Origin of the sequence: Nocardia asiatica NBRC 100129, assembly GCF_000308415.1 — a bacterium.
GTDB classification, from domain to species: domain Bacteria; phylum Actinomycetota; class Actinomycetes; order Mycobacteriales; family Mycobacteriaceae; genus Nocardia; species Nocardia asiatica.
Map to the genome: position 1 here is coordinate 28,571 of NZ_BAFS01000475.1, position 18,645 is coordinate 47,215.

An 18,645-nucleotide genomic window follows, 5' to 3' on the forward strand; every position below is an offset into this window, starting at 1 on the left:
GAACAGGGATGGGGCAAATGTGGTGCAAATCAGCCGGTCGGCCGCGGCTCGGTCGTATGAACCGAGCCGCGGCCGAGGGGTGGTGCAGGGAAATCACGGCGCTACGGGCCGATGCCGCGCGGCAGCCCAGGGCAGTGCGCCGAGGCTCCGATCGAGATACCGACGGTATCGGAGTAGGCCGCCTTTTCGCAAATCAGGGCAGCGCCCCACAGTTGGACGGAGCGGGCTGGTCGGAGAGCCGTTCGGTCATCCACTGCTGGGAGGTTGCCAGCGACGGGAAGAACGCCAGCACGTGGGTGACACGCAGACCGGTGATGACGCTGGGCAACTCGGTATTCGCGTTCAGTTGCACCGGCGCGCCACCGCCGCACCACCGGGCGGCCATGTCGCGGACGGGCACGTACGGCGCGCCCTCGTCGCCCTGGTTGGAGGACACGAGAACGGGCATGCTCGGGGTAAGCGTCCCGACGCGCTGCTCGTCGAACGCGGCCTTCAATGCGGGGGACTGGTCGATCACCGCGGTGAGCGGTTGACCGCTGACGGTCCACTGCGAGGTGTTCGGGAACTGCTGGGCCAGTCCGATCGGTACGGCGCACTTTTCCAGGGATTCCCGCAGAATCGCCTTGCCGGTGTCGTTGAGTTCGGCGTCGAGCACCGCGCGGGTTTCGGGATAGTTGGCGGCGATGCCGTTGAGAATCCACGCGAAGGCCGGGCCGAGCGCGGCCCGTCCGTCGTTGAACCCGATGAAGTATTCGTCGTCCACGACCGGCCCGCCGACATAGGCGCCCCGGACGTTCAATTCAGGGGCGTAGCTCTGCTTCAGCTCGGCCGCGGCGGCCGAGGCCATACCGCCCTGGGAGTATCCGTACAGGATGACCGGCGAGCCGGGATGGAGGCTGGTACCCGGCAATTGCAACGCCGCGCGCGCGGCATCCAGGAGCGAGTACGCCTGAGCTTTCCGGTTGAGATAGTCGTGCACCGCGGGTGTTCCCAGACCGTGGTAATCGGTCACCATCACCGCCATGCCGCGAGCCAGCAGCGTATACAGCGCCAGCACGTCGTATTCGACGATCACGTCGAAGGGGGGCTGGTATTGCACGAATTGCGCCAGCAGTTTCGAAGGCGCGCATTGATCGCCTTGTCCCTTGGTTCCGACCGCGTAGGCGATCAGCGGACGCTCGCCGGGGCCGGTCCACGGCTGGGCCGGCTCCAGATACGTTCCCACCACCGCTGCCGGGGCGCCGTGGGTGTCACTGCTGGAGTACATGATGCGCGTCGACGTCGCCGGGATCTGTCCGGGCTGTCCGGGGACCGAAATCGCCAGCCGCGACGCTTCGGTCCGGATGATGGAGCCCGGCGCGCCCGCCGACGCGGGCGGGATGTAGAACTCGTCGCCGGCCACGGTTTCCGCGGTCGGTTCCGCCCCTGCGTGTGGGGCGGAGATCGCCCCGCCCCCGACGACGATGAGGGTTCCCGTCAAAGCTGTGGCCAATCTGAGTATTCGGCTCCTCACGATGCGATCCTTCCTGCGATTGGGATACCCATGGCATCTAGAATCGGATACTGAGAGTATCTGTAAGGGGTAGAGATTGTCCGGGAATAGCGATGAGTGTCGGCGGCTTCGGGGAGCAGGGGGTTCGCGGCCGACCAGAGCGCAGAGTCAGGCGCGCACGCGCACCGTGTTGATCCAGACCGCGAAGCGGCTTTTCCTGGCAGACGGCTATCAGGCGACAACTCTGGAGAAGGTAGCGAAAGCCGCCGGTTTCACCAAAGGGGCGGTTTATTCCAACTTCCGCACCAAAGACGACCTGTGTCTGGCCGTGCTCGACGAAATTCACGGCGAGCGAGCGGCCGAGGTCGCCGAGATCATCGCCGCACCGATGGCCGCGCAGCGGCTGAAGCGGATGACGGAATGGGCGCAGCGAGTTGTCGGCGATCCGGATTGGACGCAGCTGGAGTTGGAGTTCAGCGTCCATGCTCGGCGCGACGATCACCTGCGCGCCGAACTCGCGACCCGGCTCGACACCATCGTCGGGATGCTCAGCGAGGCTCTGGCGACGACCGACGACCGCGAGGGCCGGATTCCGCAGGCCGAAGCGGCGGTCGCCGTGCTGGCACTCGGCGTCGGGCTGGGCCTGTTCCGATCGATAGATCCCGGCATCCCGGTCGCGGGGATGATTTCCGCGCTGCGCGCGATCGCGGGGTTGTCCCGGGACGGCTGATCCGGTCGGCGATCGCACTGCACCGCACCTCTCGCGGCCGGGTCACGCAGCCGAGGTTGCCATCACCGCGCCGGCTGTTAATATAAGTCAAAACTTATCCAAGGAGGAAGTCATGCCGCTGCTCACCGATCCCGCCGCCATCGCCGGGCTGGTGACCCGTGAAGTCCGCACCGGTTCCCGGGACGGCAAACCGACCAGGATCGCCGTCGCCCGGCGCAGCTACCCGACCGATCAGGCGGATCTGTGGAACGCGCTCACCGACAGCGAGCGGATCCCGCGCTGGTTCCTGCCCATCAGCGGCGATCTGCGGGTCGGCGGCCGCTATCAGACCGAGGGCAACGCGGGCGGCGTGGTGGAACAGTGCGACGCGCCGGAGCGGTTCGCCGTGACCTGGGAGATGGGCCCGCAGGTCTCGTGGCTGACGGTGCGTCTCACGCCCGCCGGCGCGGGCACCGAGTTGGAGTTGACGCACGAGGCGCTGGTCGATCCGGAGTTCTGGTCGCAGTACGGACCGGGCGCCGTGGGCGTGGGCTGGGATCTCGCCCTCGTGGGCTTGGGGCTGCATCTGTCCAGCGGAGCTCCGGTCGACTCGGCGGAGGCGCTGGCCTTTCCGACGACGCCTGAGGGAGTGGCGTTCGTCCGCGAGGTGGCGCTCGGCTGGGCGGAGGCCGCCGCCAGGGACGGGGACGACCCGGCGGAAGCGAACGCCGCGGCGCTGCGGACCGTCGATTTCTACACGATCGTGCCCGAGGACGGCTCCGAGGACTGATGGATCGGTCCCCGGCGAAGATCTTCGAGGCACTCGGCGACCCGGTTCGCCGATTCATCCTCGAATTGGTGGCGGCCGACGAGCAGCCCGCGGGTGCGGTGGTCGCCGCCGTGCAACAGCACACGCCGATCTCGCAGCCCGGCGTCTCCCAGCACCTGAAGGTGCTCCGGGACGCCGGGCTGGTGCGCGTGCGCGCCGAGGGCACTCGACGGCTGTACACCCTCGACCCGGAGGGCGTCGATGCCGCCCGGGCCTGGCTGACCGCATTGGCCGCCCCGCTGCACCAGTTCGCTCAACCGCTCGACGCTCTGACAACGGAGATCGCCCGCGGGAAACGAGACCGCCGGGGCGCTGCCTCCGGCGCACCGGGCGAAGAGGATTCTGGTCGGCGAGCCCGGAACGCGTGACCGCGTGGCGGGTGCTCGCTCAGTAGCGGCCGAACACGACGGCCGCGTTGTGGCCGCCGAAACCGTAGGAGTTGTTCAGCGCGTAATTGATGTTCTGGGTGCGGGCGCTGCCGTGCACGATGTCGAGTTCGATCTCCGGGTCTTGGTTGTCGAGGTTCAGCGTCGGCGGCACCACGCCGTCGCGGACACTGAGCACGGTCAGGGCGGCTTCCACCGCGCCGACCGCGCCGACCGAGTGGCCCAACGCGGATTTCGGCGCGTAGACCGACGCGTGGTCGCCCACCGCCGCCCGGATGCCCTTGGCTTCGGCGAGATCACCGAACGGGGTGGCCGTGGCGTGGGCATTGACGTGATCGATCTCGGTGGGGCTCACCCCGGCCGTTTCGATCGCCCGTCGCATGGCGCGAATATTTCCCGCGCCCTCCGGGTGCGGCAACACCATGTGGTAACCGTCGGCGGTCAGGCCCGCGCCCATCAAGCGAGCCAGGGGCTTGGCTCCCCGCGCCCGTGCGTGGTCTTCCGACTCCAGTACGAACAGCGCGGCGGCCTCGCCGAAGACGAATCCGTCGCGGTCCCGGTCGAACGGACGTGACGCGCGTTCGGGTTCGTCGATCCGTGTGCTCAACGCGCGCATCATCGAGAAACCGGCCACCGCGAGCGGGTTGATACGGCCCTCCACACCCCCTGCCACGACCATGTCGGCTTCGCCCAGGATGATCGAACGCCACGCGTGCACCAGCGCCTCGCATCCCGACGCACAGGCGGAGACGGGCGTGATCACGCTGGCTCGCGCGCCGAGTTCCAGTCCGACCACGGCGGCGGCGCCGTTCGGCATGGCCATGGGGACCGCGAAGGGCGACACCTTGCGGTAGCCCGCTTCCCGCATCAAGTCGTTGGACTCGATGATCGTGTCGGCGCCGCCGAGGCCGGTGCCGATGCAGACACCGAGGCGATCGAGGTCCACTTCCGGTCGTCCCGCCGTGTCCCAGATCCGGTTGCCCATGACATAGGCCACCTGCTGGACATAGGACATGCGACGCTTCTGGACGCGACTGAGTTCATCGGTGGGATCGAGCTTGAACTGGCCGCCGATGTCGACGGGAACCTGGAAGCGCTCGAAATCCGGGTCTTGCACCTTGGCGATACCGGTTTCCCCGGCGAGCAGCCCCTTCCAGGTCGCCTCGGTGTCGGAGCCGACCGCCGTCGACATCTCGACAGCCGTCACGACCACGCTCCGGAAACCTCCGTTGCTGGTGGAGAAGTCCGCCAAATCGGACATCAAACCCCTTCTTTCGGCTTGTCGGCTCAGGTGCTCAAGCGAGGCTATGTGCGCGCCGGAAGGCCCGGGTAGTAGCCCGAGTGCCTTTCACCGCTACGATCGGGCCATGCAACCGGATGGGGGAGCGCGCCGGGTCGCGGTCGTCATTCCCGATGAAGTAGTCGTTCTGGACGCGGCGATTCCGATCGACGTGTTCGGTTCCGATCCGCACTATCAGCTCGAGGTCTGCGCGGTATCCCCGGCGGTGCCGACCGCGGTTCCCGGGCTGTCTTGCGTGGCGGTGGCGGGGCTGGAAGCTTTGCGGCACGCCGACACGGTGGTGGTACCCGGTTACGCGTCCTACGAGACGCCGCCGCCGGAGCGGGTGCTGGGAGCGCTTCGCGAGGCCCACGGGAGGGGTGCGCGCATGCTGTCGATCTGTACCGGTGCTTTCGCTCTCGCCGCCGCGGGACTGCTGTCCAACCGGCCCGCGACGACGCATTGGCGGGCCACCTCGTTGTTGCAGAGCCGGTACCCCGACGTCGAGGTCCACCCGGACCGCTTGTTCGTGGACGACGGTGACGTGATGACTTCCGCGGGTGTCACCAGCGGGATCGACCTGTGCCTGCACGTGGTGCGCAAGGACATCGGCGCGGCGGCCGCGAACGAGCGCGCCCGCGACCTGGTGGCGCCACCGGTTCGCGAAGGCGGTCAGGCCCAGTACACCCGGCAGTTCCCGACGCAGACCTCCTCCGGTGTGCTGGCCGAGACGCGGGCGTGGATCCTCGCGAACCTCGAGCACCGGCATTCGCTCGAAGACCTCGCCAAGCGGTCGAATCTCTCGCGGCGCAGCTTCGTGCGGCGATTCCGGGAGGAGACCGGAACCTCCACGCACGTGTGGATCACCAGTGCGCGCCTGAATCAGGCGCGCGAACTGCTGGAGACGACCGAACTGTCGATCGATCAGATCGGCTACCGGGTGGGTCTGGGCAATCCCGCCAACACCCGGGCGGTGTTCAAGCGGCATCTGGGCGTCAGCCCCGGTCAGTACCGGCGCATGTTCGCCGTCGGAAACTGACCGGCGCCGGACTCAGCCGGGCAGCCGTTGCGCGGGATAGTCGTTCAGTCGCGGATCGGCGTTCCCGACGACCACCGGATGGCCGACCAGATCGAACATCGCGATGTCGGAATGGTGATCGCCGAATGCGGCGCAGGAGCCGAGATCGATGGCGGTCCGCTCGGCATACCGCAGCAAGGCCGCGGATTTGTCGCTGCCCACCATCGTCGCGAGTACGTTCCCGGTGTACTTCCCGGCCGTCGTCTCCATGGTCGTGCACAAGATTTCGGTGGCGCCGACCGCGTCGGCGATCGGACGCAGCGCCGGGGTGAACGAGCCCGAGACCAGCACGATGCGCGTCCCGGCCCGGGACAGCTCCGCCAGCCGCCGACGTACGGCGGTATTGAAGAAGGCCGGATCCGCGGCACACGAAGTGAACCAGTCGTCACCGACGCGGCGCACGTCGGCGACGTCGCGGCCGGCCCAGTGCCGATAGAACCAGCGATGGGATTCGCCGCGGCTCATCCCCGCGGCACGAAGTGCGCGGAACTCGCCGACCACGGTGTCGGCTTCGGGACCGCGCCCACGTCGTCGCGCGTCGAAGACGAACAGCGACAGGAAGCTCACGCAGCGCACCAACGTTTCGTCGACATCGACGAAAGCGGCTGGCACATCGGCTCGGTCGGCCCGGCGCGTCACCGGCGACGCACCCCCGCGAGCGCAACCCGGAGTCTCCGCGGCTGCCTCATGCGGCGGTGGCCCCGGTCTGCACGGTGGGATCGGTGCGTCGCCCGTCCTTCTCCGGTGGCGGGTCGCCGCGGTACGCGGCCGGGGTGGCGCCGAACAGTTTCAGCAAGGGCGCGGTCATCGCGGTGGTGACCAGCGCCATCATCACCAGCAGGGAGTACAGCCGCTGTTCGAGGACGCCGATCGTCAAGCCGATGTTCAGGATCACCAGCTCGGTCAGCCCGCGGGTGTTCATCAGCGCCGCTAGGGCCGCGGACTCCGCTCGCTCGGTCCGGCCGAGGCGAGCCGCCAGGTAGGTGCCGCCGAGCTTGCCCGCGAGTGCGGCGCACATGATCGCGGCGAATTCGCCGATCGCGGCGCGATCGAGGGCGCCGAGGTCGACCTGGAGGCCGGCCACCACGAAGAACGCGGGCAGGAAGATGCTGCTCAGCAACTGGGCGCCGCTGTCGACGGCCGCGCGCAGCCGCCGGGGGAAGACTACACCGAACAGGAACGCGCCGAAGATCAGGTGCAGTCCGAGCCATTCGGTGGTGGCTCCCAGCAGCAGCGCGCCCGCGACGCCGAGGAAGACCATGTTGCCCGAATTCTGCTCCGATCCGGTGCGGGAGAGGCGGTCGAGGGCTGGACGCACCGCCCACCACAGCACCATGACCAGCGGAACGCACAACAACAACCGCCAGTGGTGATCCGTGCCCGGCCGGGCGATGGCGATGACCACCGCCAGCCCGCACCAGGCCAGGACGTCGTCCACCGCGGCGCAGGTCATGGCGGTCTGGCCGAGACGCGTGCCGAGCAGCTTGCGGTCGTGCAGGATCCGGGCCAGCACGGGGAACGCCGTGACGGCCAGCGCGCAACCGATGAACAGCGCGAAGGTCACCCCGTTGCCGCCGTCGTGGCGGGCCAGCGCCCAGATCGCGATGGCGGAGCCGAACGCGAAGGGCGCGAGATAGGCCGACAGCGCGATCGCCGTGACCGACCGCCCACGTCCGGCGATCGACCGCAGATCCATCTCCAGGCCGGCGGAGAACATGAAGATCATCACGCCGACGTTCGCGAAGGCGGTGAGATACGAACGGATGTCGTGCGGGAAGACCGCCTCCGACAATTGCGCCCCGAGAATCGTCGGACCCGCGAGAATGCCCGCCACGATCTCGCCGATCACCGCGGGCTGGCCCAGCCGCTCGGCGAGCCAACCCAGCAGACGCGCCGCGCCCACGATCAAGACGAGGTCCAGCAACAGAAAGATCATTTGATGGCTCGGCAACGTCTCGACTCCGTTCGCATTGCGACATCGCGGGATCGGATTCGATGCTCGCACGGGGTGTCTCCGTAGCGCATCGACCGCGGCGCGGAACCCCCCGAAACATGGACTACCTGCACCGAGACGATAGCGCACCCGCCCGGCGGATGAGAGTGCGGAGTGAGCTACGACACGCCTGTCCCGGCCGGGGCGCGGGCTGGCGCAAAGAGGTGCATCTCTGTCGCGAATCGGACTGGCTGGTCGCTGTTTTCGTTCGGAATACTTCGTTCTATGGCTTGTGCCGGTCGGAGGGCCCAGCCGAGGGGAGTCGACGTTGTTCGAAGGTAAGACGGTACTCGTAACCGGTGCGGCAACCATCATCGGAGCTGAAGTAGCCGGTGTCTTCGCCGAATATGGCGCGAATGTCGTACTGGGAGACATAGATACGGACGGGGGGAAGCAGACGGCCGCCGCGATCGGCGATCGAGCCGTCTTCGTGCCCCTCGATGTGCGCAGCGACGCGTCGATCGGGTCGTTCGTCGCCGCGGCGGCCGACCGGCACGGACGGATCGACGTGCTGGTCAACATCGCCTGCGTCTACGGCGACGACGGGCCCGGCGAGGACGCGCGGGCGCAGTGGCTCGACGTGCTGAACACCAATGTCGTCGGCGCGGCGATGTTGTGCGAGCAGGCGCGCCCCCGGCTTCGCGACAGCGCGGGGTCGATCGTCAACTTCGCGTCTCCCAGCGGACGCGTCGCTCAGGCCGGCCGGATCCAGTACCCGGTCAGCAAGGCGGGAATGCTCCAGCTGACTCGCAGTCTCGCACTGGAGTACGCCGGTGACGGCATCCGGGTGAACAGTGTGTCGCCGGGCTGGACCTGGTCCCGCGTGATGAACGAGATCACCGGAGGAGACCGGGCTCGCACCGATGCGGTGGCCGCCCGGTTCCACATGCTGGGCAGGGCGGCCGACGCCCGCGAGATCGGCGAGGTGGTCGCTTTTCTCACCTCGCCCAAGGCGAGTTTCGTGACCGGCGCCGAGTGGACCGTGGACGGCGGCTACTCGGCTCTGGGACCCGAGCAGACCACATCGGCGATCGAGTTGCTCATGCGTGAGCGACCGGAACCGCACACACCCTCTTTAGCTTAGGAGTCGAGAAATGACTGCAGCGACAATATCGGCGACCTCCCTGCTGACGGCGGTCCGATCGCTGACTCCCGATCTGGCCGCGCGCCGCAGCGAGATCGATGCCGAGCGCAGGCTCCCGGTCGACATCGTCGAGCGGTTGCGCGAAATGGGTGTCTACCGCATGTGTTTCAGCGCCGAGATCGGCGGTCCCGGCTTGACCTCGCTCGAGCAACTGGAGATCGTGGAGGCGCTGTCCTACGGCGACGCGGCGACCGGCTGGTGCGCCATGATCGGCGCCGCCACCGGCATCTACGCCGGTTATCTCGACGAACAGGCCATCGCGGAACTGATGCCGACACAGGACCTGATCACCGCGGGACTGATCTTCCCGGCCGGTCGCGCCGAGCGGGTCGCCGATGGTTACCGGCTGACGGGACGGTGGAAGTTCGGCAGCGCGATCACGCACGCGGACCTGGTCATCGGCGGCGCTTTCGTGACAAAGGACGGCCGGATGGAGGAGACCGCGGACGGCAAGCCGGTCGTCCGGCTGTTCTACATGCGCCGCGATCAGGTCGCCGTGTTCGACACCTGGGACACCACGGGCCTGCGCGGCAGCGGGAGCAACGATTACGCGGTCGAGGATCTGTTCGTCCCCGAGCGCCACTCCTTCACGTTCGGGGAGCGCAAGAGCTGTAGCGGGAAGCTGGCCGAGCCGGAGGCGCTGGCGCGGATCATGCCGGGCGTACCCCTCGGAACGGCTCGCGCGGCGCTGGACTACGTGCGCGGACTCGCGGAGGGAAAGATAGTGACCGCGACGGGGCAGAAGTGGGCGGACAATTACCGCGCGCAGTATCTGCTCGGCGAGTGCGAGATGGAGTACATCGTCGCGCGGGGTGCTGTCGTCAAGACGGTCGAGGAACTGTGGAACGCGTTGGACGGCAACCGTTTCGTGGACCTGCCGCCGGACCTGCGGATAGCGACCGCGTTGGCCAGGACCAATTCCTTCCGCGCCGCCCAGCGGATCCTCTCTCGCCTGTGCGAGCTGGTGGGCACCGATTCGATCTACCGCCCGAACCCGCTCGACATCTGGCTGCGCGACACGAACACGATGGTTCGCCACATCATCGCGCACGACCAGGTGATCCAGTCGACGGGCGCGTTCGTGCTCGGCGGCAGACCGGAGTTCCCGTTCGTCGTAGGGTTGGGCTGAACCGTGCTGCAAGTCGACAATCGCAAACGGCTGCCGTCCTTGACCGGACTGCGCTTCTTCGCCGCGTTCTCGGTCTTCATCTTCCATGTGATGCTGCCCAATTCGCCGATCCCTCCCTACAAGCCGGTCAACCTCTTCGCCGACCCGGATCTCGCGTACAACGCGGCGGTGGTCGTCGGCAAGGCGGGCTTCCTGGGTGTGTCGTTCTTCTTCATCTTGAGCGGCTTCGTGCTCACCTGGTCGTGGAAGCCGGGGCAGAGCAAATTGCAGTTCATCCGGCGGCGTATGGTCAAGATATTCCCCAATCACCTGACGCTCTGGGTGGCGTCGATGGTGCTCTTCGCGGCGGCTATAACGTCCTGGAAGGCTTGGCTGCCGAATATCTTTCTGGTCCACGCCTGGTTCCCGCAAAATTATATCAACGCGGGTGTCAACACACCGTCGTGGACATTGTCCTGTGAGCTCCTGTTCTATGTTCTGTTCCCTTTCCTGATACCGGCGGTGCTGCGCATCGACGTCAAATATCTGTGGTACGGCGCCGCCGCCATGGTGGCCGGGATGTGCCTGATCGTCCTGCTGACGGTATTCGTCGTCCCGAGCTCCGAGAAATCGGAACTCACGCCCATACCCGTGCTGCAATTGTGGTTCGGTTATCTCTTTCCGCCGTCGCGACTGTTCGAATTCTTCCTCGGCGTGTTCGTGGCGCGCATCGTGATGGAAGGGCGATGGATACGGATTCCGCTCTGGGCGGCGGTGGCCGGGGTGGGCGTGGGCTATCTGGTGGCCATGTACACGCCGTTCTACATCGGTTTCGTTCTGGCGACGGCTGTGCCGTTGGCGTTGCTGATCGGCTCCGCGGCCAAGTCCGACCTGGAGGAGAGCTCGCGGTTCCTGTCCAGCCGGCTCGCGGTCTGGCTCGGTGAGATCTCCTTCGCCTTCTACATCTGTCAGGGTGTGACGGTGTTCTATGCCCGTCGCCTGATGGGGGCCGCCACGTTCAGCGCTCCGGTCGCCGTGCTGCTGATCGTCCTCTTGTTCTGCCTCAATATTCTCGCCGCATGGCTTTTGTTCACCTTCGTGGAATCTCCTGCGATGCGCCGTTTCGCTCGGCCGAAACAACGCCCGGTCGTCGCGGAGCGGGTGGTCAATTAGAGGCCGAACGACGCTCGACGACAGCGTCGATACCTCTTCGGAGGCTCATGGCTGCGCCATGGGCCTCCGAATTCTTTTCCTGTCCGTGGGAAATCTACTTGGTTGCCTACCGGTCCGGGCGGCGGTATCCTGAGAGTGTTCTAACCACGGAACCGGGTTATAGACGTGGGGGGTGTGTTCGACCGATGAACTGCGCGACTCGGATTTGGCTCTGAGCATCGGGGCTCGCCGATTTTGGGTTTCCGCTGGATTCCGGTTCCTACTTTCGTATTTACTCTGACGTTTTCTGACCGCAGACAGCTCACCGACGGCTCGATCCGCGAATGGCGGAAATTCGCCGTGCGGTTCGGTTGTGTGCGCTCATTTTGTCGGGTGTCAGGAAGGTAGTAATGAGTACGACTGTCGACAATGGGTCCGAGCGCGTCGGCGAGCTCGGCCGAGCGGACGCCCAGGCCAGACCCGAGGACGTCGGGTCGGTCGCCACCCGGATACTGGGCATGGTCTTCGCGCGCCGGCGAAGTGCCGAGCCGGGGGCGGTGTGCGACGTGGCCCCCTGTGCGGAGTGTTTCGCACCGCATCTGACCAAGGTGATCCGCTACATCGAACTCGGCTTGCCGGTTCACTTCATCATCCCCGCCTTCCCGGCGAAGTCGCGCAACCGCCGCAAGACGCTGGGGCATCTGCCGGACATGGCCGAGGTGCTGGCGATCGAGTCCCTGCAAGGGTTCTGCGACCAGATCTCCGCCGTGTACCGGCCGGGCGCCATCGTGACGATCTGCTCCGACGGTCATGTCTTCAGTGACACGCTGGGCATTCCGGATATTCACGTCGACCACTACGGCGACGAGCTCCGTCGCGTGATCCGGTCGACCGGCGGCGGTTCCATCGGCCTGTACGGGTTGCGTGACGCCATGCCGGACATGGGATGGGACGAACGCAGGCGGCGCCTGCTGGACGAGTTCTCCGACGGCATCGACGTGCTGCGCGAGGCGGTCCGGACCGACCCCGCCGCCCGGCGGATGTTCAACGGAATCCATCGCTTCATGGTCGAGGACAACGCGGTGCTGATGCCCGAGCTGTCCGCCACCCAGCGGCGGAACCGATCGAAGGAGACGGCTTACGAAGTGGTGCAGCGCAGTCAGGCGTGGAGCCGCCTGATGGGGGAGACCTTCCCCGACGCGGTGCGGCTGTCGATCCATCCGCAGACCAATCACTCCGAGAAGATCGGGTTCCACCTCCTGCGGACGCAGGACAGCTGGCTGACGCCGTGGCACGGCGTGGTGCTCGACGACGGAACCAGCTACACGCTGGTCAAGCGGATGCAGGCCGAGGAACGGGGCGCTCGCCTGGTCTGGCGCAACAGTCGCCCCAGTCATTTCGTGCTCGGCGGGACGCCGGGGACCGAATTCCATCGAGCGTGAGGAAGCGCATGACGAAAAGTTTGAACGAAGCACTGCTGGCAGGACAGCAACTCCGCCCGTTCGGCCGCGTGGTGACCTCCCCGGCGGAGGGGCAGACGCTCGCGGAGGTGCCGATCGAGGAACTGCTCGCGCTGACGCTCGGCGCGAAGGTGGTGGTACTGCGTGGTTTCGGCCTGCTCGGCAAGGCGGAACTGGAGAACTACTGCCGTGCGGCCGGGGAGATCCTGCAGTGGAACTTCGGCTCGATTCTCGACCTGGTGGTGCGGGATACCGCAGAGAACTACCTGTTCGACAGAGGCGATGTCCCCTTCCACTGGGACGGCGCGTTCGCCGAGCAGGTGCCGCGGTTCTTCCTCTTCCAGTGCGTACAGGGCGAGGGCGCCGGCGGTGAGACCGTGTTCTGCGACAGCGTCCAGGTCTATCGGGAAGCGCCCGAAGACCTGAAGCAGCTGTGGGCGCGGACCACGATCACCTACCGGACCGACAAGCTCGCGCATTACGGCGGTCTCGCCGAATGGCCGCTGCTGGCAACCCATCCGGCCACTGGCGAGACGACGATCCGATACGCCGAGCCGTTGGATCCCGCACGCTACGCCAATCCACTGTTCCTGACCGTCGACGGTATTTCCGCCGAGGACGGGGTGCGTGTGCTGGAGGACTTGCGTGAGCGGTTGCACGACCCGCGCTACTGCTACGCCCACGAATGGCGAACCGGCGACATCGTCGTGGCCGAGAACCACGCGCTGCTGCACGGCAGGAACGCGTTCACCGAATCGGTGTCCAGGCATCTGCAGCGCATCCAGATCATCTGAGTTATCAGCCATTAGAGAGGACTGTCAATGGCTACATCGAACGCAAGACCAGCGAGCGAGTACGACGTCGTCATCATGGGCGGTGGTCCCGCAGGGTCGACCCTCGCCGCCATGCTCTGCCGCGAGACCGATCTGCGGGTGGCGGTCTTCGACCGCGAGGTGTTCCCGCGCGAACACATCGGCGAATCCGGCGCGCACCCGCTCGTTCCCGTCCTGCAAGCGAGCGGCGCCCTGGAAAAGGTGCTCGCGAGTGAGTGCTGGATCCAGAAATTCGGCGGAATCTATCAGTGGGACACCGATCGGCCGTTCGTGGGCTTCTTCGAGCATTCGGACTACCTGGTCGACGGCGTGTACCGCTGGTCGGTGCATGTGAATCGCGCCGAATTCGACACCGTGCTGCTGGAGCACGCCGAATCCTCCGGCGCGCACGTCTTCCAGGGCGTCCGGATCGTAGGGTTCCACCCCGGCGAAGCGGATGCCACGATCGTGCTGGAAGACGGAACCGAGATCAAGGCAGGCTATTTCGTCGACGCGTCCGGCCGGGCGAATCAGGTGGCGGCCCGCGGTTCCCAGCGCGACAAGCAATGGCTGTCGGAGTACCGCAATGTGGCCGTCTGGTCGCATTACCGCAACTGCGTGCCCGCCCAGCGGGCGGACGGTGACTGGAACGTGTTCCGCGCCGACGACCTGTCCCCGATCTACGCCGTGGCCTTCGAACACGGATGGGTGTGGTACATCCCGACGCCTCGCCTGGTCGACGGCGTCCGGGAGAACGTGTGGTCGATCGGCATCGTGACCAATCCGGAGTCGATCGCCCGGGTGGACCTGCGTGATCCGGACATCTTCCTCAAGACGATCAAATCGATTCCGGTACTGCGGGACCTGGTCGCGGACGCCGAACCGATTCGCGCCGAGATGCTGACGGCCACCAATTACTCCCGCATCAGCGAATGTTTCGGTTCGTACTCCGATCGCTGGATGGCGGTCGGGGACGCGTCGTACTTCGTGGATCCGCTGTTCTCCTCGGGGATGTCGTTCGCCGTCACGCAAGCGTGGGCGGCCGCCCTGGTTCTGCGCAAGACCTTCGACAAGGAGCTGGACGAGCAGGCCAAGGAAGACCTCTGGCGTGACTACGACGTCGAGTGGCGCGGGATGGCCGAGACGTGGGCCCTGAGCATCGACCAGTGGTATCACGAGATCTCGCGGTCGCATCCGGAGAGTCCGTACTGGAGCGCGCAGGGGCGGCGAGTCGGGGTCGACAACGCCACCGAGGGGACATTCCAGGCGCTGCTGAACACCGCACTGGTGCCCGACCTGCTGAACATCATGACGAAGGGGACGCGCGACCCGCGTGACCTCGCCACGGAAGGGCCCTACCTCCGGGCCTTCACCGCGGCCGACGCGGTCGAGTTGGCCGCGGACGACGTCGTGGCGCTGTCTCCGGATGCCCGGATCCGCGCGGGTCTGGGCGCGGACATCCCGGGTTTCAAGGGCATGTCGCCGCCGTTCGAGATTCCGCAGGCGGCACGCGAAGGGCTGGCGATGTATTGGCGCGACCCCATCGCCAACAGCGACGCCGCGCCGTCGCCGCTGGCCGATCCGGTGCCCTGCCACCGGATCTATTCCGCGGCCGATCCCGGCATCGAGGTGCGGTGCCTGGAGCGGGACGGGGGCGAAGCGCTGTGGGAGGCGCTGAACCGCGGTCCCGCGCGCTGGTCGGAGCTGGCGCCACAGCTGTCGGTGCTGCAGGGGCGGGCACTGAAGCGCTTGATTCGCGCCGGGTTGGTGGTCGTCGGGCCGGAAGCGGATCAGCAGGTCGACTAGGTCGGCGACATGAGTTCAGTAGCTGTATTGGCCGTCGACGACGTGATCCCGTTCGATCTCTCGGTTCCCATCGAGATCTTCGGCCGGGCCGAGCAGGAGGACGGAACTCCGGCGTACGAAGTCGAGGTGTGCGGCGTGAGCTCCGATGTTCCGTCGAAGTTCTTCGGGATCTCGTGTCTGCGCGACATCGACTATCTCGAGGAGGCCGGAACGATCATCGTGCCGGGATCGATGAGTTATCGATCCCGGCCGTCGGATCGCTTGCGAAGGGCATTGGTTCGTGCCCACGAGCGTGGGGCGAGAGTGGCATCGATTTGCCTGGGCGCGTTCACTCTCGCTTCGGTGGGGCTGCTCGACGGAAGACGGGCGACGACGCATTGGATGGCTGCCGCCGAGTTGTCGCGGAGCTATCCGCGGGTGCGGGTGGATCCCACCGTGCTGTATGTGGACAGCGGGTGCATCCTGACTTCGGCCGGCGCGGCGGCCGGGCTGGATCTGTGCCTGCACATGGTGCGGCGGGATTACGGGGCCGCGGTGGCGGCGGCCACCGCCCGGCTCTCGGTGATGCCGCTGACCCGCGACGGAGGGCAGGCACAGTTCATCGCGGAACGCCCGCGCTCCGAGGCGGACAGCAAGTCGATCAATCCCATCCTGGAATGGGCGGACACGATGCTCGGTGAGAAGATCACCGTGCTGGACCTCGCGGACCGAGCCGGAGTCAGCAAACGCACGCTGATCCGGCGCTTCCACGAGCAGGTCCGGATGACGCCGAACGAGTGGCTCCAGACCGCCAGGGTGCGAAAGGCGCAGGAGTTGCTGGAGACGACCATCCTAACGATGGAGTGCATCACCGATCGAACGGGGTTCGCTTCGGTGGCCGCGTTCCGGAAGGTCTTTCGCAAGACCGTGGGCGTGACGCCCCAGGCCTACCGGCGGGCCTTCCGCTGACCGTTCGCGCGGCCCGTCCGCGCGCCGGTCGTTCGCATCCGGCCGCCGGGTCTCGCCAGAGATCCGATCGGGATTCGCGGCGAGCATCCCCGGTCGGCCGGTCACTCGTGGGGCCCGTTCACAACGGGCCCCTTCGTCGTCCGGTGCGGTAGGCGCGACGATCCGGGGCGGGTGCGCGTGCGCTGTGTGCGAGTACCGCGCTACTCGCGATTTTCGTGATGGCATCTGTTGGGCTCATAGTTGGTGCTCGGGTCCCCACCGCGAAGGAGATCATGATGCCCACCGCGAATTTCGGTACGAAGGAAGATCCCGGCTTCGAGCTCGAGCAGAGTCCCGATCTGATCGTGGTGCGCACGCACAGTGGTCGCGGGATCCGGCGGCAGTCGGGTTCGGTGCGCACGCCGCTCAGCGGTGAACTCGAGGACGCGACGCTGGTGCAGACCTACCCGGAGGCAGGGGTCGAGGTCTATCGGCTGCCTCCCGGCTCACGGTCGGTGGAGCAGCGCAAGCCGGTGCTCGAGGCCGCCGCGGAGGTGCGGTTCGCCGGACACGTCCTGGTGGACCCTGCCACGGGCGAACCGGTGCTCTATACGGAGAACATCTTCGTGAAGTTCGTCGACAGCGTCGATTCCGAGCATTGCCGCGCCGTCCTGGACGCGGCGGGCCTGACTGTGAAGCAGACGGTTTCGTATGCGACCAATGCCTATTTCACGGCCGCGCCCGAGGGGACCGGTCAGCAGGTCTTCGACATCGCCGAGTCGCTGCTGGGCCGCGCCGACGTCGAGTACTGCCATCCGGAGTTGATCCGGCGCCGTGCCCGAAAGGCGATCTTCCCCCAGCAATGGCATCTGCGGAAGACCACGATCGGCGGTGTCACCGTCGACGCGCATGCGGCAGTGGAGGCCGCCCACGCGATCACCCGCGGCGCCGGCGTGACGATCGCCGTCATCGATGACGGCGTAGACATCGATCATCCCGAGTTCGCCGGTGGGGGAAAGATCGTCGCGCCTCGGGATGTCACGGCGAAGACCAGCGATCCGCGCCCCAAGGACACCTTCGGCACCGGCCCCGACAACGGTGACAACCACGGCACCGCCTGCGCGGGCGTGGCCTGCGCCAACGGCGCCGCCGGAGCATCCGGAGTGGCGCCTGAGGCAGCGCTGATGCCGATCCGGCTCGTCTCCGGGCTCGGATCACAGGCGGAGGCGGACGCGTTCCAATGGGCCGCCGATCACGGCGCCGACGTGATCTCGTGCAGTTGGGGACCTGCCGACGGCAGGTGGTTCCAGCCGAACGATCCGGCGCACGACCGCGTGGTGGCGCTGCCTGCGAGCACCCGGTTGGCGATCGAGTACGCCGTCACCACCGGACGTGACGGGAAGGGCTGCGTGGTGCTGTTCGCGGCGGGCAACGGCAACGAATCCGTCGACAACGACGGCTACGCCAGTTTCGCGAAGGTGATCGCGGTCGCGGCCTGCAACGACACCGGCAAGCGCAGTGTCTACAGCGATTTCGGCAAGGCGGTGTGGTGCGCGTTCCCCAGCAGCGATTTCGGGCATCGCCCCTTCGGTCATCCCGACGCGCTGACGCCCGGGATCTGGACCGTGGACCGGCGTGGAGCGGCCGGATACAACCCCGGCACTGCGGCGTCGGGGGATGGGGCGGGCGACTACACCAACGATTTCGGCGGCACCTCCAGCGCGTGCCCCGGCGCCGCCGGCGTGGTGGCGCTGATGCTGTCGGTGCGTCCGGATCTCGGCTCGGATGCGGTGAAGGAGCTGCTGAAAGGCGCCTGCGACAAGATCGACCCGCAGGGCGGCGGCTACGGCGCGGACGGGCGCAGCGACAAATACGGGTACGGCAGGCTGAACGCGCTCGCCGCTGTGCGGGCCGCACGGCCCGCGGCGGAAGACGCCTCGGCCGCCGCGGTGCTCACCGTGGGAGGGGAGTGAGAGGTGACAGCGGACCGCGTTCAGCTGATCGTGGTGGACGCGGCGAACGTCGTCGGTTCGCGGCCCGACGGGTGGTGGCGTGATCGATCCGGCGCCGCTCGGCGCTTGCTCGCCCGGATGCCGGGGCTGCGGGAGCATCTGGCCGGACCGGCCGAGGTGGTCGTGGTACTCGAGGGAGCGGCGAGGGCCGCGGTCGACGCGGCGGACCCGGACGTCGGCAGCGTCCGCGTGGTGCGGGCGGACGGGTCGGGCGATGACGCGATCGTCGACGTGGTGGCCGCGGCTCGCGCGGAGGACGGCCGCCGTTCGATCACCGTGGTGACGGCGGACCGGGGACTGCGTGACCGCGTGGCGATGCTCGAGGCGGAGGTGGCCGGTCCGCGCTGGCTGCTGGACCGCCTGCGATCGTGAGACTCGGTCAGCGCCGGGAAGTCGGTATCGCCTTTGCGCACTTCCGGCGTTTCAACCATCCGTCCAGTCCGTTTTGGGGCAGTCTG

17 protein-coding genes are annotated in these 18,645 nt (G+C 67.1%); 13 read left to right on the top strand and 4 right to left on the bottom strand.

The genetic code is table 11. The annotated features are described in order from the left end of the window. Positions 1-193 precede the first annotated feature (193 nt). A complete protein-coding gene (locus ON27_RS39250; RefSeq protein ID WP_083888197.1) occupies positions 194-1,513 on the bottom strand; it encodes a lipase family protein in 1,320 nt (439 codons plus the stop codon). Between the two features lie 166 nt (positions 1,514-1,679). On the opposite strand from ON27_RS39250, the gene ON27_RS39255 reads away from it, so the two are divergent. The 3 genes from ON27_RS39255 (at position 1,680) to ON27_RS39265 (ending at position 3,398) form a co-directional block, all read left to right on the top strand. Next, complete coding sequence (locus ON27_RS39255; protein WP_245560568.1) at positions 1,680-2,222, top strand: TetR/AcrR family transcriptional regulator; 543 nt, start codon at positions 1,680-1,682, stop codon at positions 2,220-2,222. 112 nt (positions 2,223-2,334) lie between these two features. Beyond that, positions 2,335-2,991 carry an SRPBCC family protein gene (locus tag ON27_RS39260; protein WP_043739265.1) on the top strand — a complete coding sequence of 219 codons (657 nt, stop codon included), beginning with the start codon at positions 2,335-2,337 and terminating at the stop codon, positions 2,989-2,991. Then, positions 2,991-3,398 carry an ArsR/SmtB family transcription factor gene (locus ON27_RS39265; RefSeq protein WP_043739267.1) on the top strand — a complete coding sequence of 136 codons (408 nt, stop codon included), beginning with the start codon at positions 2,991-2,993 and terminating at the stop codon, positions 3,396-3,398. Before ON27_RS39260 ends, ON27_RS39265 begins: the two co-directional genes overlap by 1 nt. Before the next feature lie 19 nt (positions 3,399-3,417). Here ON27_RS39265 and ON27_RS39270 read toward each other — a convergent pair whose 3' ends face one another. Further along, the gene (locus ON27_RS39270; RefSeq protein ID WP_043739269.1) at positions 3,418-4,677 is read right to left on the bottom strand and encodes a KasA/KasB family beta-ketoacyl-ACP synthase; all 1,260 of its coding nucleotides are present in this window, start codon (positions 4,675-4,677) and stop codon (positions 3,418-3,420) included. A 106-nt stretch (positions 4,678-4,783) separates the two neighbouring features. Here ON27_RS39270 and ON27_RS39275 point away from each other — a divergent pair, with 106 nt between their 5' ends. Beyond that, positions 4,784-5,734, top strand: a complete 951-nt coding sequence (locus ON27_RS39275; protein ID WP_043739271.1) for a GlxA family transcriptional regulator — start codon at positions 4,784-4,786, stop codon at positions 5,732-5,734. Between the two features lie 12 nt (positions 5,735-5,746). Here ON27_RS39275 and ON27_RS39280 read toward each other — a convergent pair whose 3' ends face one another. Both ON27_RS39280 and ON27_RS39285 read right to left on the bottom strand, forming a co-directional pair. Further along, on the bottom strand, positions 5,747-6,412 hold the full coding sequence (locus ON27_RS39280) for an HAD family hydrolase (protein ID WP_051047590.1): 666 nt from the start codon (positions 6,410-6,412) through the stop codon (positions 5,747-5,749). 46 nt (positions 6,413-6,458) lie between these two features. Then, positions 6,459-7,709, bottom strand: coding sequence for a cation:proton antiporter (locus ON27_RS39285; RefSeq protein ID WP_051047591.1), 1,251 nt, complete (start codon positions 7,707-7,709; stop codon positions 6,459-6,461). 325 nt (positions 7,710-8,034) lie between these two features. On the opposite strand from ON27_RS39285, the gene ON27_RS39290 reads away from it, so the two are divergent. The 9 genes from ON27_RS39290 (at position 8,035) to ON27_RS39330 (ending at position 18,559) form a co-directional block, all read left to right on the top strand. Continuing rightward, positions 8,035-8,850, top strand: a complete 816-nt coding sequence (locus tag ON27_RS39290) for an SDR family oxidoreductase (RefSeq protein WP_051047592.1) — start codon at positions 8,035-8,037, stop codon at positions 8,848-8,850. Positions 8,851-8,860: 10 nt separating this feature from the next. After that, positions 8,861-10,039, top strand: coding sequence for an acyl-CoA dehydrogenase family protein (locus ON27_RS39295; protein ID WP_043739273.1), 1,179 nt, complete (start codon positions 8,861-8,863; stop codon positions 10,037-10,039). A gap of 3 nt (positions 10,040-10,042) precedes the next feature. Further along, positions 10,043-11,191 (top strand): acyltransferase family protein, encoded by a 1,149-nt coding sequence (locus ON27_RS39300; RefSeq protein WP_043739275.1) that lies wholly within the window; start codon positions 10,043-10,045, stop codon positions 11,189-11,191. Between the two features lie 389 nt (positions 11,192-11,580). Then, positions 11,581-12,612 carry an L-tyrosine/L-tryptophan isonitrile synthase family protein gene (locus ON27_RS39305; protein ID WP_051047593.1) on the top strand — a complete coding sequence of 344 codons (1,032 nt, stop codon included), beginning with the start codon at positions 11,581-11,583 and terminating at the stop codon, positions 12,610-12,612. Between the two features lie 8 nt (positions 12,613-12,620). Then, the gene (locus tag ON27_RS39310; protein WP_043739277.1) at positions 12,621-13,424 is read left to right on the top strand and encodes a TauD/TfdA dioxygenase family protein; all 804 of its coding nucleotides are present in this window, start codon (positions 12,621-12,623) and stop codon (positions 13,422-13,424) included. Positions 13,425-13,451: 27 nt separating this feature from the next. Continuing rightward, on the top strand, positions 13,452-15,248 hold the full coding sequence (locus tag ON27_RS39315; protein ID WP_083888203.1) for an NAD(P)/FAD-dependent oxidoreductase: 1,797 nt from the start codon (positions 13,452-13,454) through the stop codon (positions 15,246-15,248). Between the two features lie 9 nt (positions 15,249-15,257). Continuing rightward, the gene (locus ON27_RS39320) at positions 15,258-16,196 is read left to right on the top strand and encodes a GlxA family transcriptional regulator (RefSeq protein ID WP_043739278.1); all 939 of its coding nucleotides are present in this window, start codon (positions 15,258-15,260) and stop codon (positions 16,194-16,196) included. A 275-nt stretch (positions 16,197-16,471) separates the two neighbouring features. Then, a complete protein-coding gene (locus ON27_RS39325) occupies positions 16,472-18,148 on the top strand; it encodes a S8 family peptidase (protein WP_051047606.1) in 1,677 nt (558 codons plus the stop codon). Between the two features lie 3 nt (positions 18,149-18,151). Beyond that, positions 18,152-18,559, top strand: coding sequence for a hypothetical protein (locus tag ON27_RS39330; protein ID WP_043739281.1), 408 nt, complete (start codon positions 18,152-18,154; stop codon positions 18,557-18,559). The last annotated feature ends 86 nt before the right edge of the window (positions 18,560-18,645 follow it).

Bases quoted from the DNA above. Each gene is read 5' to 3' on its own strand.
- ON27_RS39315 (WP_083888203.1), top strand. From the start codon at position 13,452: ATGGCTACATCGAACGCAAGACCAGCGAGCGAGTACGACGTCGTCATC.
- ON27_RS39275 (WP_043739271.1), top strand. From the start codon at position 4,784: ATGCAACCGGATGGGGGAGCGCGCCGGGTCGCGGTCGTCATTCCCGAT.
- ON27_RS39260 (WP_043739265.1), top strand. From the start codon at position 2,335: ATGCCGCTGCTCACCGATCCCGCCGCCATCGCCGGGCTGGTGACCCGT.
- ON27_RS39310 (WP_043739277.1), top strand. From the start codon at position 12,621: ATGACGAAAAGTTTGAACGAAGCACTGCTGGCAGGACAGCAACTCCGC.
- ON27_RS39295 (WP_043739273.1), top strand. From the start codon at position 8,861: ATGACTGCAGCGACAATATCGGCGACCTCCCTGCTGACGGCGGTCCGA.
- ON27_RS39320 (WP_043739278.1), top strand. From the start codon at position 15,258: ATGAGTTCAGTAGCTGTATTGGCCGTCGACGACGTGATCCCGTTCGAT.
- ON27_RS39270 (WP_043739269.1), bottom strand. From the start codon at position 4,677: ATGTCCGATTTGGCGGACTTCTCCACCAGCAACGGAGGTTTCCGGAGC.
- ON27_RS39325 (WP_051047606.1), top strand. From the start codon at position 16,472: ATGCCCACCGCGAATTTCGGTACGAAGGAAGATCCCGGCTTCGAGCTC.
- ON27_RS39305 (WP_051047593.1), top strand. From the start codon at position 11,581: ATGAGTACGACTGTCGACAATGGGTCCGAGCGCGTCGGCGAGCTCGGC.
- ON27_RS39265 (WP_043739267.1), top strand. From the start codon at position 2,991: ATGGATCGGTCCCCGGCGAAGATCTTCGAGGCACTCGGCGACCCGGTT.
- ON27_RS39285 (WP_051047591.1), bottom strand. From the start codon at position 7,709: ATGATCTTTCTGTTGCTGGACCTCGTCTTGATCGTGGGCGCGGCGCGT.